Source organism: Salinimonas iocasae (assembly GCF_006228385.1).
Lineage (GTDB): Bacteria > Pseudomonadota > Gammaproteobacteria > Enterobacterales > Alteromonadaceae > Alteromonas > Alteromonas iocasae.
In genome coordinates this window covers 958,697-974,763 of sequence record NZ_CP039852.1, presented here as the reverse complement: position 1 = coordinate 974,763, position 16,067 = coordinate 958,697, and the positions used below count along the sequence as shown (strand labels likewise).

Sequence of the window (16,067 nt, the reverse complement as noted above, 5' to 3'; positions counted from 1 at the left end):
TTGATATCAAATGGCCGTTTTTTGTTTTATAAACCAGATTAACTGCATACGTACCTTACGTCTGTAACAGGCAATATGGCCTGTATAAACGGGGGAACGACGCAGCTCTGACATTGCCAGGTTTATAGCGTGTTCGGCTATTGCATGGCACGTAATTGCCTTGAGCCATATACTAAAAATGCTGGGCGAGAAACGAAATGTGACGTGCTTTCGGGGCAGGCTTACCATTGGTCGGCAATGGCGTGCCATTTTCGATTATCGACTCAAAGAGACGATGAAGTCGTTCACCGTCGTCACCATTAGTGACGAACACAAAACCGATTTCGCCCGAACGGTATATTGTGAAGCCTGACTGGAAGTCACCATTATTGCCGCCGTGATAATGTCTGCTGCCAAACTCAGAGGCACCCAGCGCGACTCCCAGGCCCCAGCCAACCAGACAGTTACTTTTATAGTCAAAAGTGTCCGGTGGAATAGCTGACTGCACAGTAAACATCTTCATTAGCGAACGGCGATTGATGTATTGTTCATTGTACAGCGCAGTAAGAAAATGTGCGTATGTTTCAGCGTTTGTATGAAGCCTTCCCGCTACACCTATTTTATCGGATGTATCATCCGGAAATGACATCGGCCAATCGCGATCTGTCGGCTCCCCCTGCTTATGCCCAAATGCTTTACGTTGTGATAGCGAAGGATCCCACGTCCAGAAAATGTCACTATTATCTTTAACCGGTACCAGTTCAGTCAGAACCTTATCCAACGATTTTTCGTCCGCGTCAGTTAGCTTCATGACAACGCGGGCCAGATAATGATAAGCCTCACCGGAGTAAGAAAACTCTCCGGGCGCAGCTTTCATGAACATGTCACCACGAGTGATACCGACCGATGCAGGGGGCTTGTCAAACCATCGCCAGTTGGGGAATCCGGAAGTGTGCGCTAACACCATGCGGGCGGTCACCGTCCGATACGATTTATCTGTTTTTTCCAGTTCATCGAAAGGCAGGTATTTATAAAGCGGTTTATCCAGATCAATGAGTCCCTGCTCTGCCAGCCTGAGCACACCTACCGCAAAGACCGGTTTGCTCAGTGACGCTACTTCATAAACTGTTTGGTTTGTCACCTGAGCTTCGTCACCAGCCTTTAATACGCCGGTCTGGTGACTGAATACCACCTCATTCCGGTGTATTAATGCGAACGATAATGATGGCACTGCAGGTCGGTCGACTTCCTGATTGATAATTTTTTCAAGTTGTCTGAAGTTCAGTTTGCTTTGATCCAATGCCTCAATTTCTTGAGCAATTGCAATATTCACCGCATATAACCACACCACGGCAAGCAATAGTATTCTCATGATAATTCCGCTAATTACGCTATTTTTCGGTTAGTCGCAGACACAGCCTTAATGGTTGGTTTTAAGATGATATTCTTCAGTGTTTTTGCTCTTCCGTTTTTATCTGCGGGGGACGCTAAGCGCCCGGCTTTGAAAAAGTAAGATAGTTTAGTTGAAAGCCGATGAGCAAACAGTACGGCGGATACACGGTTGGTTAAATGCGCTTGAGTAACTGTGTCAGGGTGAGCAATAGCCAATTTAAACCATATAAAAAAAGCGCCTTAGAGGCGCTTTTTTTTAGGACTAGTCATAGTCAAAGCATAGACTATCGACCACTGCTGAATGGCACGTTGTAGCGAGGCACTATACCAACAGTATCTGTGCTAAGAATATCGTTTAAGCGCCTATTTTGGTGGGCCTTACCGTCCTTATAACCTTGCGCGATTTCATCTAACATACTTTTCGGACATACATTAGGAACTGACGCATTTTCTTTACCTAACTCAAAGCCGTTTTCGTAATTGCAAAACGTTTGAATTCCTGCCATGTAACCTTTAACAAAGGCGGCCTCTTCAGTTTGTGAGACATTACCGTTGCACTGTTTTGCCAATGCGTAAAATTCTGTAGCGGCCTTGCCCTTGCTGCCCATTTCAAAGCCGCTGTCCTGCCATTCAAGTGATTCGCTACAGGTTGCTGAGTTAGTGCTCGCCATTGCAAATGGTGACGTGCAAAGTAGTACTGTTACAGCTAATACTTTTTTCATGATTGTCTTCCTTTCCCTTACTTGCTGATAAAATGAAGTCGTTCTTTCGGGCTTACTGCAAGTCCTTGTGCGATAACATGTTAAGACCCTACCCCTGAACATATCTCTCTACTTACTTTATATTTGCTCTGTACTTATCTGACTATAGGACGAATTTCAGCCTACTTCAATTTAAAAATTGCGACTAAAATAGTTACGCGAGTACTCGCTTTACAGTTCAAACTTCAACCAGCTCGACACTTTGTTGATGTTTTCACACCTGCCAAATAATGTCGGATTCACTCTGTTCGCGTAACAATGTATTGGTCTTTGAAAAATGCCCGCAGCCTAAGAAGCCACGGTGGGCAGAAAGTGGTGATGGGTGCGGCGCATTAAGTACATAATGCTTTGATTTATCGATATTCTTACCCTTTTTCTGGGCATGACTGCCCCACAATAAAAAAACGACACTCTGCTTATGGTCACTGACTGCCTGAATAATCTGATCAGTCAGCGTTTCCCACCCCCATTTTGCATGGCTGTGCGCATTGCCTTGCTCTACCGTCAGCACAGTATTTAGCAGCAAAACGCCCTGTTGCGCCCAACTTGTTAAATCACCATGCCCGGGAATACTGAAACCGTCGATATCCCGGGCCAGCTCCTTGTAGATATTTTTTAGTGAAGGCGGTGTCGCCACTCCATGCTGCACTGAAAAGCATAAGCCATGTGCCTGGTCAGGACCGTGGTAAGGGTCCTGACCAAGTATGACCACTTTTACATTTTCAAAAGGAGTGAGTTTCAACGCGTTAAACACATCCTCCCTTGGCGGGTATACTGTTTTTCCACTCTGACGCGCTTCTTCAACACGCTGCATCAGCGTCTGAAAATAGGGCTTTTGTTTTTCTGCGCCTATAACATCTTCCCAAATCACGCATTTCCCTTTAGTGTATCGAACATGTGCTTTTTCAGTGCTTCATAATCTGCAGGAAGTTTCTTAGCCAGACTATCTTCACCCGCTACGTCTGCCAGAATTTTAGGCAAACTAATAGGTTGGCCCAGAACATTTTCTACTGTTTCGCGGAATTTGGCCGGATGGGCGGTACCCAGGAACATGCCCTTCTCACCCGGAGCAAGATCATGACTAACAGAGCGGTATGCAATTGCTGCGTGGGGCTCGCTGGTATAACCAGCCTGCGCCAGCTGACGAAGAGCCATTTGCGTGTATTGTTCATCAATGGACTCGCCCTTAAGCACATCTTTATCAACAAAGCCGCGCTCTATTAAGCCCTCAATACGGGGCCAGTTATTAGGCTGGCTGACATCCATGGCATTAGACGTGGTGGCCACCGTTTTCTTCGGGTCCCATTCTCCGGTTTTCAGATAGCGCGGAACGGTATCATTAAGGTTTGTGGCGGCAATAAACCGCTTCACCGGCATACCCATAGCCTGTGCGATAAGCCCCGCGGTCAGATTACCGAAATTACCGCTGGGGACTGAGATAACCAGATGCTCTCTCTCATTCTCAGGGACCTGACTGACCGCCTCAAAGTAATAGCAAACCTGTGCTAACAACCTGCTGATATTAATAGAATTGGCAGAATTAAGGTGAAGCTCATCGCGGGCCTGTTTGTCATCGAATGCACGCTTTACCATCGCCTGACAGTCGTCAAAATCACCATCAATGGCCACTGTATGAATGTTGTCACCTAGTGTAGAGAACAGCTTTTCCTGTAACGGACTGATTTTTCCGTCTGGAAACAAGATCACTACATTGATATTTTCAATGCCATGAAATGCATGGGCTACTGCAGCACCGGTATCGCCAGACGTTGCCGTCAAGATAGTTACCGGTTTGCCCTCCAGAATACGCGACAAGCACTGGGCCATGAACCGCCCGCCAAAATCTTTAAATGCCAGTGTCGGACCGTGAAAAAGCTCCAGTGTATAAATGTCATCAGAGACTTTTTCTACCGGTGCCGGAAACGTGAAGGCCTGCTCCACCACTTCCTGCAAAACGCCATCGCCAAGTTCGTCGCCAATCAGCGCATGCAGTATTTCAATACTGCGTTCGACAAATGGCTTTTCAAGTAACTGGTCCATATTCGCCAGCTTCGGAATAGCGGTGGGAAAATAAAGGCCCTGATTCTTACCCAGTCCTCTTACAATCGCCTGAGAAAATGACGCGGTGTCACTGGCGTCTTTTAAATTTACTAATTCCACTTATCAATTACCTTTGCTGTTCCTGTGCACCCACATCGGGAATACAACATACGTGGCTAAAGCCGTCTTCGTTTTGCCTGTAATTCTGATCAAGCCATTGTGTCAACGCTTCTGCTGTCGATTTATCCTGGCAAACTGCAAAAACAGTGGGGCCTGATCCTGAAATGCCAAACGCTAATGCGCCGTTGGCAAGACAATAGTCCCGGGCATCATCAAACCCCGGTAATAGCTGTTTTCGAAATGGCTCAGCGATAACATCCTGCATCACACTGGCGGCAAGTTGTTCGTCATTGGTATGCAGAGCGTGAATAAATACCCCAAGCTGCTGACCGAACATCAGCGCTGTAGGCACAGTTACACTGGTCGGCAGGATCTCTCGTGCCGCGGAGGTAGAAACACTGATCCCCGAATAACAGACAGCCCAGTACCAGTTATTAAAAACGGGCAATGAAAGCGCAATGGGTTTGTGTTTGCCCGTCATCAGTGTCATTCCGCCCAGATAGCAGGGGGCGACATTGTCATAATGAATACTGCCACTGATCTGCCCTTCCATTTCTCCCATCATCAGTAACATCGCATCTTTATCAAACGGATGACCGAAATGGTTGTTCAGCGCGCTTAGCGCTGCCACTATGGAACTGGCGCTTGACCCCAAACCGCTGCCGACGGGCAAGTTTTTGTGTAGTGTCATGGCTACCGGATGCGTGGTATGACCGTATTTTACGCACGCTTCAATGAAGTGCTCATAGCAGTGGGTTACGATGTTTTGATTCACATGGCCCGGCAGCTTATGACCGAACGGCCCGGTGACAGTAAGACTGAACTGTTCGGCTGCTTCAACCACCACTTCATCGCCCAGTCGCGCACCGTCAATTGGCTCTATGGCTGCGCCTAAGACATCATACCCCAGACTTACATTTCCAATTGATGCCGGCGCAAATGCGCTGCTTCGGTTACCTGAATCACTCATGCAATCATCCTCAACCGTTAATTTGCTTCCATGGCATGGTTCGCAAGATGTCAGCAAACACGCCCGCTGCCGTTACTGTTCCGCCAGCACCATACCCACGAATAACATAAGGGATAGGTTGATAGTAATCGCTGCTGATAGCAAGGGCATTTTCACCGTCTTTCACCGCAGCCAGTGGATGCTCCTGTGTGACCGCCTGGATGCTGACTTTGCATTTGTCCTGTTCAATAGTACCAATGTAGCGCAGAACTTTACCCTGTGCCTGAGCCTGCTGAACCTTTTTATCAAACTCAGCATCCAGGGTGGGCAGTTCGTTCATGAATTCATCAACGCTTAATGATTCTCCGAACCCTTCAGGCAGCACAGATTCAATCTCGATATCCGAGAGCTCAAGCTCCAAATCCGCTTCTCTGGCCATAATCAGCAACTTTCTTGCTACGTCCATGCCGCTCAGGTCATCACGGGGATCCGGTTCTGTATAACCATTCTGCTTCGCCGTTGATGTCGCTTGCGACAGTGTCATCCCTTCTTCCAGTTTGCCGAAAACATAAGACAAACTGCCCGAAAGAATTCCCTCGAAGCGATGCAGTACGTCGCCTGCGCTGAACAACTTCTGCAGGTTATCAATAACGGGCAATCCCGCGCCTACGGTCGTTTCGTAAAGATATTGCCGGTTAGTCTTCAGTGCTGTTTTACGCAGCTGTCGATAATATTCAAGCGTATCGGTGTTCGCCTTTTTGTTGGGCGTTACCACATGAAAGCCCTGCTCCATCATTTCGACATACTGATTAGCAATACCTGCGTGACTGGTGCAATCAACTATTACCGGGTTGACCAGGCTGTTAGCATTAACAAACTCACGCAACGTGTCGATGCTGAATGCATTTTGTGAAGCAACAAGCTGCTCAGCCCAGTCCCCGGCGATATCAATCCCTTGCTCGCTTAGCAGCAGCTTTCTGCTGTTAGCGATACCATAAACTCTCAATTGAACATTGCGTTTAAGCAATGACGGCTGTTGTCGGGAAATCTGGCTGAGAAGCTCGGTACCGACATTACCGCAGCCCACCAGAAAAACATCAATATTGTGCCTGTTGGAAAAGAAGTTCTGATGAATAACCCTAACCGCTTTGCGGGCTTTAGGTGCTTCGATAACCGTTGAGATTGAACGTTCCGAGGACCCCTGAGCAATAGCTACATTGTTGACTCTGGCTTGCGCTAAAGCATTAAAGAAACGAGCTGCAAGGCCTTTAGTATGGCGCATTCCATCACCTACCAGCGTCACTATTGCCAGGTTACGACGTACTTCAATTGGATCCAATAATTGATTTTGCAGCTCCAGCGCAAACGCATCATCCAGTAGTGCCAGGGCTTTGTCTGAGTCTTTTTCAGCGATGCAGAAACTGATGCTGTACTCAGAACTGGACTGTGTAATAAGACTAATAGAGATATTCGCATTAGACATAACTTCAAAAACCCGGCTGGCCATCCCTACCATACCTTTAAGTCCCGGACCTGCCACGTTGAACATCGTGATGTCATCCAGTTGACTGATGCCTTTCACAGATGTCCAGGTCTCGCTCGCCTCTTTGGATATCAGTGTACCGGGTGCCGCAGGGTTGAGGGTATTTCTGATTCGACAGGGAATGTGGTGCTGAGCGATGGGGCCGATTGTTTTAGGGTGAAGTACTTTGGCACCGAAGTAGGACAGCTCCATCGCTTCCTGGTAGGTCAGTTTATCCAGTAAAATAGCGCCTTCCACCTGGTTGGGGTCAGCATTGTAAACACCATCAACGTCAGTCCAGATTTCACAGGTCTGTGCATCAATACAGGCGGCCAGAATCGCCGCAGAATAATCAGAACCATTGCGTCCCAGTGTTACTTTCTGGCCTGCTTCGTTTGCTGCAACAAAACCGGGCATTACCAGCAGAACGCTACCGTCTTGTGGTACATCACTGAAACGTGCCTTACTGACCGCGACATCTGCAATACTATCCAGATAATCACCCTGCGCCTGGATGTAGTTAACAGGATCCAGCACCTGATTATTAATATTGCGCGCCGACAAAATAGCACCAAATAAGGTTACACTGATGTACTCGCCCATACTTAAGATGCCTGCCCCCACTGATTCGGGTGCACACCCCAGTAGCCGTATACCATCAAGCTGCTTTTTTAGCGCAGTAAGCTGCTCATTGATAAAGGTAATCACTCTTTCGTAGTCAAAGCCGTCAAGCTCCGCCTGCAAGTCTGCAGCAATGCCACTAACTAAGGTGGTCAGCTTATCGAATAAGGGCAGAAAATCCTCATTGGCTGCAGCTTGCTCACACAATAACGCCAGCGCATTTGTCACCCCTTTAGGAGCAGATAAAACAACTGCAGCGCCATCGGTTTGGTGTGTATCAATACTAATATCTGTCACAGTCAGATAACGTTGGGCATCAGCCAGAGATGAACCACCAAACTTTAACACTTTCATTTGTCGCTCCTTTTTGTATCGCCTATCTGGCAGATCATTCAGGTAAAAAAAAACCCGCTCTCTTTGGGAGGGCGGGTTTTTGGTATGTGTGACTTTCGTGCACTAACCAGCAACCGCCCTCATCGAGGTGGTAATCATCATCATGCCGGTGGTGCGAATCATTGTCTTCATAACTTCAATTTGCCGTATAGACGTCTATCTGTCAACCGCGTTTCCAATAAAAACTGTAAAAAATGTAATCAATCTAAGTCTGGCAATAAAAAGATCTACCGCGCGACCAAAAGAATGCGATGTAACCTTTTATGCAACACGCACTATCCCTGAGTCCGAATGAAAAAAAACTATTGGCGTGACTCTATATATCTGAGGTTTACAAAATCGATGATGTCACCATTTAGCCATCTTTGCGTCATTAGACTGTCATATCGCGCCGCTAAAAATGATCTGTCTGCTGCGGTTTTGCGAAACTGAGTATATTGATTACGGAGGGCATCATGTCAAAAAGTAAAATTGTACTCATCACCGGCGCATCCAGTGGTATTGGTCGCGCGACGGCTCAGGAACTGGTTAAAAACGGACATAAAGTAGCGCTTACTGCGCGTAGTGAAGACAAACTCAATAGTCTGGTGTCAGAACTGGGGCAGGACAATGCTGTTGCGTTTAGCGCTGATGCTACATCGTTTGATGCGCAAAAAGAGGTAGTCGAAAAAACGGTTGCCCATTACGGTCGCCTTGATGTGGCTTTTGCTAACGCAGGTATCGGTCTGAATGCTGCTGGTACCGAAAATGGTGATCCACAAGAGTGGGACAAACTAATAGATATAAACGTTAAGGCGTTGTTGTGGACAGCAAATCTGACCTTACCGCATCTGCGCGAAACTGAAGGTCACTTTATCATGACTGCATCAGCAGCCGGTCGTCGGGCTATTAAAGGCTCAGTTTACGGTGCGAGCAAATGGTTCGCGTATGGTTTTGGAAATAATTTGGCGGAAGAAATGAAAGAGTGGAATGGTCGTTGTACCACAATTTGTCCTGGTGTGGTGAATACACCCTTTTTTGATGAAGCGAAAGATGACAAGTTACAACCAGAAGACGTAGCAGAAGCCGTTGCTTTTGCTATCGATGCCCATCAGCGCAACAGCGTTAGAGAAATCTACCTGATGCCAACCAATTAATACAGTCCATACTGGCTCAGTGTGTATGACATTCGGGTTGTACACACTGGCTTTGGTAAAAAACCAAGCACATTAAACTGTCGGATTTTCTGCTGCATATGAGGCTGGATATCGCCTGATATCACGAGTACGAACACCTCGTGCATATGTTGTCTGATTGACTCCAATACACCCACACCGTCTAGCACGGGCATGGTTAAATCCAGCAATAGCAGATCTATGCGCTGCGCGCTTAATATCGACAATGCTTGCTGACCATCCGCCGCCTGGACTACATTGTTCTGTAATGCAGCGGGCAAACTTCTGATTGCCATTTTGCGGGCGATGGCAGAATCATCACAGACTAAAACTGTAAAACTCACGATGTACCTTGTTGTTCTTCCCTGTGGTATAACACTGTAACCAAAGGCGGTGTTGTTCCGCTGAATAAATTACCCAAGGTAGTTAAAAAAGCAACAGTTTTGTTCACTACCTATTGTATCCCTGAACAGTGAGATCAGCGCATGAAGCCTGCTGAGCATCAGCCCGCACAAAAAATAGCATTCAGAATTATTCAACATTTCGATAAAAGCTACCGGTGGTTTTCGCGAATCACCCGGGGGGCACAGGAGCGGTTTGAAAAAGGCCAGTGGCAGGAAACCGTCCGCGCATCAAAAGAGCGAATTACCGTCTATGAGCAAAGTCTTTCAGAAGCTGTAGCTGACATTTATCACGATCTTACCGTGCATCAGAAAAACGATGTATTTTGGCGCACTATGAAGCAAGCTTACTTTTCATTACTGGAAGGCCACCCCCAATTCGAACTGGCAGAAACCTTTTACAACTCGGTTATCGGGCGTATTTTCAAGCATCGAAAAATTGATAACAGTGTTATGTTTTTACTGCCCAGTCGCTGCTACCTTCCCGGCCGCGACAGGGAAAAGGTGATTAACAGCTTTGACCCCACCACCACAGTGGCACAGATGTATGAAGCTATTTTCCACGTTTATCGCTTTAATATCCCTTTTGAAGACAAAGCCCGTGATATCAATAACCTTGATGTGGCATTGCGCAAGCGTTTATCAAAAGCACAGCTGGCAAGCGTGACCGCGGTAGAGATGCTAAAGCCTGTTTTTTACCGCTCAAAGGCGGCGTATGTTATTGGCAGAATATGCATGCCTGACGAAACACTTCCTTTTGTTATTGCCTTACAAACGAGCACCCGACAAGCGCTGTTTGTAGATGCGCTACTCACCGACAGAAAAGATTTGAGCATTATTTTCGGCTTCGCACGCAGTTACTTTATGGCTGATACGCTTTATCCGGCCGAGGTTGCAGCGTTTCTTCAGGAACTACTACCACATAAAAAGCACTTTGAGCTTTATATGGCTCTGGGGCACTTTAAACATGGTAAAACTGTGTTTTACCGAAACTTCCTGCACCATCAGGAGCACAGTACAGATTTGTTCGAGGCCGCGCCTGGCACACGCGGGCTGGTCATGATGGTATTTCACCTGCCCTCTTATGGCGTGGTGTTTAAAATTATCAAAGATGAATTTGCCGAAAGTAAAAAGATAACCCGGGACCACGTTAAAAGTTGCTACAAGTTGGTGAAAATGTCCGATCGGGTTGGTCGAATGGCTGACACCCATGAATATGTGAACTTTCGGTTTCCACTGGCGCGTATTGCGCCAGAATTATTGCAGGAGCTTCACGACACCTGCGCATCCAGTGTGAAGATCGTTGGCGATGAACTTATCATCAGTCATCTCTACATTGAGCGCAAAATGACACCGTTAAACCTCTATCTGGATCAGGAAACCGATCCAAAGAAAGTGCGCAGTGCGATAGATGAACTTGGCACCTGTATAAAACAGATAGCACTGGCCAACATTTTCCCCGGCGATATGCTGCACAAAAATTTTGGCATCACCCGGTTAGGTCGCGTGATCTTTTACGACTATGATGAAATCTGTCTGATGAAAGACCGCAATTTCCGGGAATTACCCAAAAGCGATGATCCTTACGCGATGGACACATTATCCGTTGCCCCTGATGATGTATTCCCGGAACAATTTGAGCATTTTATCGTGGGCAAAAAACACCTTAAGGAATTGCTCAAATCACTTCATGGAGACCTGATGACGGCATCCTATTGGCGGGAACTACAGACAATAGCCGGAAGTGGTGCGGTACCCAATTTTACGCCCTATGATGCGTCTGCCCGATTGCCACGGGAAGAGGTGTAACGACGGCATGATTTTGGGTGTTAAGTGATCGATTTAGGTAATTCTACCTGTATCAGCAAAGACAATTATCTAAATGGATTCCGGGCACACAGAAGAATGGCGAATCATGAAAGCGTTAATTATTGAAGATGATAGCACAGTAGCCGGGCACGTGAAAAAAGGACTGGAATCAGCCGGTCACACCTGCACCGCGGTTGAAAATGGTTCAGATGGTCTCTTGACGGCGCGCAATGACACATTTGATATAATTATTCTGGATATAATGTTGCCGGGCACAGACGGTATCAGCATTCTGAAATCACTCAGAGAGCAGGAAGATACCACACCGGTTTTATTACTCAGCGCCAAAAGTCAGGTTGAAGACAAAGTACAGGGCCTGCGCTCAGGCGCTAATGATTACCTGACAAAACCTTTTGCTATTGAAGAATTGCTGGCCCGGGTAGAAGGCCTTGCCGGTCGTCAGGCCGATACCACCACCGCATTGAAAGTGGGAGATCTGACACTGGATTTGCTAAACCGAAAGGTGACGCGTGGCGATACTGAAATCGAGTTGCAATCTAAGGAATTTCAGTTACTTGAATGTCTGATGCGTAACCGTGGAAAAGTCGTTACCCGCAGTATGCTGCTTGAGCACGTATGGAACTACCATTTTGATCCCCAGACAAACGTTATCGACGTGCATATTAGTCGGCTTCGCCAAAAGGTTGATAAAACCTTCAACGTGCCACTTATAGAAACCGTGCGCGGTACCGGTTACCGGATTTCGGAAAGTCTGGCGTGATAGCGATAGGCACATTTACCCGAAGTTCCAGCTTTCGGGTAGGTGCGCTGATAACCCTTCTTTCAGGCGCCGCCATGGCGTTTATCATCTATTTATGGTCTGTCACCAATAAAGATATTCTTATCGATGAAGCCAGAAATGCGGCATTGGCGCAGCTTTGGGCGTATGAAGCGCTCTATGAACGTGGTGGGCAGCCGGCCGTTATTGGCCTGGTAGAACAAAACCTGGATAACGAATTGATTAACTGGGTTGCCATTACTGATGCAAAAGGACAGTTTCTGGCCGGTAATAGCCGTCCGCTGGGCAAGCTTGTCTTAGCCGATGATGCAGATATTCTTGAAATCGAAACACCGCTTACCGCTGAAGACGCCCCTGGCTGGGGCAGCAAGGCAGTGCTGGTACGTCGGCAAACTATTAACAACGGCGTGACCGTTACCGTGGCCCGGGATATTGATGAACTTTACAGTGCTCAGACTCTCAGCCGATCACTGAGTTGGGTATTCATTGCCATTTTAGGGCTCATTTCAGGCTTGAGTCTGGGCGTGGCTCTGTACGTTGTTAACCGTATCAACAGAATGTCAGCCACTGCTGATTCTATTATGCAAACTGGCAATCTGAACGAGCGTCTCGATATAGACAGTAACTGGGACGATTTGAGCAAGCTTGCTTTAGTATTAAACAAAATGCTGGATAAAATTGAGTATTCAGTACAAAACATCAAGTCAGTTACTGACAATGTCGCGCATGATCTTCGCACACCGTTATCACGCCTTCGCTCGCGACTGGATGACCTTCCCGATAGCAGTTTAAAACAACAGGCTCTGGCGGAAACCGACGTTTTGTTGGGTATGTTTAACGGGCTACTGCGCATCGCCGATATTGAAAGTAAGCGTCAGCGAATGGGATTTGCAGAGGTGAGTCTGGGAGAAATCGTACGTGATGTGGTGGACTTATATGAGCCCTACATAGAAGAAAAACACATGACGCTCACGTTCGATATTCAGCCGGCGACACTACAAGGTGACCGTAATTTGTTATTCCAGGCCTTTGCTAACCTGATAGATAACGCCGTAAAGTATGCCGGAGAAAACGCGCAAATTCGGGTTACTGCGAAAGAAACATCCACCAGCTATATTGTAAGCGTTGATGATTCCGGACCGGGCGTTGATGTGAGCAACTTCAGGCAGCTTGATCGTCGTTTCTACCGTGCTCAGGAGAGTCGGACATCTAAAGGGAATGGATTAGGTTTATCTATGGTGAAGGCCGTCGCCGATTTGCACAATGCACACATTTATTACATCCCGGACCCGTTGCTTGAAGGCTCGGGCCTGGGTATTACACTGATGTTTAAAAAGCCCTCAGTGGCGTTGGGGTAATTAGTTTAATTTTGACGCTGCATGAAAATAGTCACTTCAGCTACCATAACGCCGTATTTTTTAATATAAGAGCGATTCATTAATGTGTTTTCATCAAACGCAAAAAACCAGTCGTCAAATGTGACTGTGTAGGTTGAGTCGCCCACGGGTAAATCCATTTCATATTCAAAATTAAATGCGTTGCCATAATTTTCGCCCCTGGCAACCCCATTAATATCACCCGCTCTTCCGATGAATCCACCTTCCCCGTCTGGCTCAATACGCCATGTGCGAGAAGCGGGCCCTTTGCCGACACCGTATTCAAAGGTTTCGTCCATAATCAGCGTATTGCCTTCCATACGACCATCAATATCTACAATGAAACGCTGCACCACTTCACCGAACCGGTCCTGAGCGATGCCCCACGCTTTTACATCACCCACAAAGAACGTTTGAATGTTCAATGCCGGAGACACTGCTTCATAGTCTTTACCATCCGGCGCACCGATGCATCCGGTTAAAAGCACCAACGGTAATAGCAAAAAACTCAGTCGTTTCATTTTCATCAATCCGTTTCCCCTAGTAACTTTTCTCTTAATTCCGGCTCAGACGTATTTTCAGCCAGCCAAATATCAAAAAAACGCTGTGTGAAAGCCTCATCCTTGATTTCGCCAATTAACGACTCGTTATAGAAAAACCGTGTATTGCCCTCACTGGTAACCACACCCGTTAATGCGTCGCCGTCTTTAACATCCGGAAATATGCTTGCCATTTCTTCCCGCCAGACCGAAAGCTGTTCCTTATCTTTAGCGCCCTGCTTTTCCATCTCTTCAATACTTCTCTGAGCAATTTCTTTTCCTTCAAAGTCTCGCAAGTATTCAAGCTTCAGCGCGAAGGGCCCGTTTTTTTTCCACTGCCCTTCCGGCGCGTATAGAGTTGCGTTATACACATCCCAAAAATAATAGGTAAACTTGCCCTGCCCGACTTTGGCAGGGTTGGACAGCTCTTGCTGCACAGTCTGCGACATAGCAAGTGCCGGCGCGCCTGCCAAAAGCGATAGGGTTAACACAAGAAATCGCATGATATGTCCTTATTTACTGGTACTATTGTCTTTACCCGAAAAAGCTACCAGGGTGATCATTCATTACACAATATTAAGCAAAGTTCTGTTGTTATATGCCGCAATCAATCAACGAAGTATTATCATTGACGACGCCGAGTCCACTGGATCTTTTCAGGCCGGACTGGGATGGCGCTGAAACACTGACGATATACATCAAGCGCGATGATTTGATCCACCCGGTGATATCCGGGAACAAATGGCGCAAGTTAAGCAGTATATTTGCCGATACCCGGGATATACCTTCTCACATTGTCAGTTTTGGTGGAGGATACTCAAACCATCTGCATGCACTGGGGTATCTCTGTAATGTATTGAATATCCGGTGTACTGCGATTGTCCGGGGTGATTACTCACAGAATATGACGCCCATGCTAAGCGACTTAAAACACTGGAGTACTGATATTCAATTTGTTGACAGGGCAACGTACGCCAGGCGGCATGATGAACGTTTTGTGCATCAGCTTCGACAGCAGCACAAAGGTGCGCTTATTGTTCCTGAAGGCGGCAGCGCTTCCACTGCGCTCAGTGGCTTAAAAATGATGATGGATGAAATTTCAGTCAGTTTCGATTATATTCTGGCCCCTGTTGCAAGCGGTGCTACGCTTGCCGGTATTGCCAGCTCACTGCCTTTAAATAAAAAGGCATGTGGCATCGCTGTTCTGAAAGGTCAGGAGTACCTGGAGTCGCTGGTAAGTGACTTGATTCCACATCAGTGTGATAACTGGTCTATCGATCATCGCTTTCATGGCGGCAGTTACGCGAAAAAAGATAAGACACTATTAGATTTTTGTTATGAAATGCGCGACATGTACAATATTCCTGTCGAGCCTGTCTATTCTGGTAAATTGTTCTTCGCATTAAAAAATAAAATTGCGGCCGGAGAATTTCCTGCCGGCAGTCGCATTATCGTCCTGCATACAGGCGGCTTACAAGGGGCAAGAAATTGATCTTGACTCTGCCCTGTTTCGTTTTAAACCCTAAGACAGACCTGGGGTTTCTTTTTGATGAAGTCAGTTCAAAAACTGACAGTAAATTCGACAATGCATATTCATTATCTGTCCCTGAATATGCCGGAGGGTGATTCTGTGATTAATGGTCCTATTCAGTTGTCCACTCCACTACAAACGCTTATACGCAAAGCACTGACTTTGTGTGAATTGATGTTGCCGCATAGTCAGGCATTCTATCCTTTTGCCGCACTCTATGAAGATGGCAAAGTGGGATGCCTGTTTGCTGATGACCTCACCAATACACAGAACGAAAGTTATCTAATCGAGCAACTGCAGTGGCGTATTATTGATACAACCACCGATACACACAGCGACAGCATCTTAGTTTATGCGGCAACGGTGACCACTGAGTATCAAAAGCAGCTCGATGCTATTGCAATCAACGCAACTGATTCGTCGGGTAATGAAACAGTCCTGCTCTACCCCTACAAGCGAATTGACGGCAAGATTCTTATTTCGCCACCCATGAACCATTCTGCCTCCTGATGGTACTTTAGCTACAAGTATTAGGTCAGCTGGAAATCAGTGAGCCGTCGGTGTTAAGTTGTTGTATATATCTTGTCAGGCACAGGTCCGGGCAAGTTTTCAAAAAGTCATCACATGGTGATGGCTTTTTTGTATTTGCAGATATCAACTTTGCTTGCCAATTTAATGATG

The 16,067-nt window shown here is 46.7% G+C and carries 15 protein-coding genes; 6 read left to right on the top strand and 9 right to left on the bottom strand.

What is annotated here, in order from left to right:
• Positions 1-172: 172 nt before the first annotated feature.
• The 6 genes from FBQ74_RS04235 to thrA all read right to left on the bottom strand — a co-directional run bounded on the left by FBQ74_RS04235 (position 173) and on the right by thrA (position 7,738).
• Complete coding sequence (locus tag FBQ74_RS04235) at positions 173-1,351, bottom strand: serine hydrolase domain-containing protein (protein WP_139755481.1); 1,179 nt, start codon at positions 1,349-1,351, stop codon at positions 173-175.
• Positions 1,352-1,655: 304 nt separating this feature from the next.
• The gene (locus FBQ74_RS04230) at positions 1,656-2,093 is read right to left on the bottom strand and encodes a DUF2799 domain-containing protein (RefSeq protein ID WP_168190599.1); all 438 of its coding nucleotides are present in this window, start codon (positions 2,091-2,093) and stop codon (positions 1,656-1,658) included.
• Positions 2,094-2,346: 253 nt separating this feature from the next.
• Complete coding sequence (gene ung, locus FBQ74_RS04225) at positions 2,347-3,003, bottom strand: uracil-DNA glycosylase (protein WP_139755479.1); 657 nt, start codon at positions 3,001-3,003, stop codon at positions 2,347-2,349.
• Positions 3,000-4,292 carry a threonine synthase gene (gene thrC, locus FBQ74_RS04220; RefSeq protein ID WP_139755478.1) on the bottom strand — a complete coding sequence of 431 codons (1,293 nt, stop codon included), beginning with the start codon at positions 4,290-4,292 and terminating at the stop codon, positions 3,000-3,002. Before thrC ends, ung begins: the two co-directional genes overlap by 4 nt.
• 7 nt (positions 4,293-4,299) lie before the next feature.
• Positions 4,300-5,262: a homoserine kinase gene (gene thrB / locus FBQ74_RS04215; RefSeq protein WP_139755477.1), complete on the bottom strand. Its 963-nt coding sequence runs from the start codon at positions 5,260-5,262 to the stop codon at positions 4,300-4,302.
• A 10-nt stretch (positions 5,263-5,272) separates the two neighbouring features.
• Positions 5,273-7,738 (bottom strand): bifunctional aspartate kinase/homoserine dehydrogenase I, encoded by a 2,466-nt coding sequence (thrA, locus tag FBQ74_RS04210; RefSeq protein ID WP_139755476.1) that lies wholly within the window; start codon positions 7,736-7,738, stop codon positions 5,273-5,275.
• A gap of 494 nt (positions 7,739-8,232) precedes the next feature.
• Between thrA and FBQ74_RS04205 the strand changes: the two genes are divergently transcribed.
• Positions 8,233-8,913, top strand: a complete 681-nt coding sequence (locus tag FBQ74_RS04205; protein WP_139755475.1) for an SDR family oxidoreductase — start codon at positions 8,233-8,235, stop codon at positions 8,911-8,913.
• Here FBQ74_RS04205 and FBQ74_RS04200 read toward each other — a convergent pair.
• Positions 8,910-9,275: a response regulator gene (locus tag FBQ74_RS04200; RefSeq protein WP_139755474.1), complete on the bottom strand. Its 366-nt coding sequence runs from the start codon at positions 9,273-9,275 to the stop codon at positions 8,910-8,912. The genes FBQ74_RS04205 and FBQ74_RS04200 overlap by 4 nt on opposite strands.
• A gap of 141 nt (positions 9,276-9,416) precedes the next feature.
• Here FBQ74_RS04200 and aceK point away from each other — a divergent pair, with 141 nt between their 5' ends.
• From aceK to FBQ74_RS04185, 3 genes are all read left to right on the top strand, one after another.
• Positions 9,417-11,141, top strand: coding sequence for a bifunctional isocitrate dehydrogenase kinase/phosphatase (gene aceK / locus FBQ74_RS04195; RefSeq protein ID WP_139755473.1), 1,725 nt, complete (start codon positions 9,417-9,419; stop codon positions 11,139-11,141).
• Between the two features lie 106 nt (positions 11,142-11,247).
• Entirely contained in the window at positions 11,248-11,922 is a 675-nt protein-coding gene (locus tag FBQ74_RS04190; RefSeq protein WP_139755472.1) for a response regulator transcription factor, read from the top strand.
• 74 nt (positions 11,923-11,996) lie between these two features.
• Entirely contained in the window at positions 11,997-13,298 is a 1,302-nt protein-coding gene (locus FBQ74_RS04185) for a sensor histidine kinase (RefSeq protein ID WP_139755471.1), read from the top strand.
• A 5-nt stretch (positions 13,299-13,303) separates the two neighbouring features.
• On the opposite strand, the gene FBQ74_RS04180 is transcribed toward FBQ74_RS04185, so the two are convergent.
• On the bottom strand, positions 13,304-13,837 hold the full coding sequence (locus FBQ74_RS04180; protein ID WP_332309139.1) for a DUF3833 domain-containing protein: 534 nt from the start codon (positions 13,835-13,837) through the stop codon (positions 13,304-13,306).
• Between the two features lie 5 nt (positions 13,838-13,842).
• Positions 13,843-14,358, bottom strand: a complete 516-nt coding sequence (locus FBQ74_RS04175; protein ID WP_139755469.1) for a chalcone isomerase family protein — start codon at positions 14,356-14,358, stop codon at positions 13,843-13,845.
• 95 nt (positions 14,359-14,453) lie between these two features.
• Here FBQ74_RS04175 and FBQ74_RS04170 point away from each other — a divergent pair, with 95 nt between their 5' ends.
• Both FBQ74_RS04170 and FBQ74_RS04165 read left to right on the top strand, forming a co-directional pair.
• Positions 14,454-15,347: a 1-aminocyclopropane-1-carboxylate deaminase/D-cysteine desulfhydrase gene (locus tag FBQ74_RS04170; RefSeq protein WP_139755468.1), complete on the top strand. Its 894-nt coding sequence runs from the start codon at positions 14,454-14,456 to the stop codon at positions 15,345-15,347.
• A gap of 57 nt (positions 15,348-15,404) precedes the next feature.
• Complete coding sequence (locus FBQ74_RS04165; protein ID WP_232371971.1) at positions 15,405-15,896, top strand: hypothetical protein; 492 nt, start codon at positions 15,405-15,407, stop codon at positions 15,894-15,896.
• Positions 15,897-16,067: the final 171 nt, after the last annotated feature.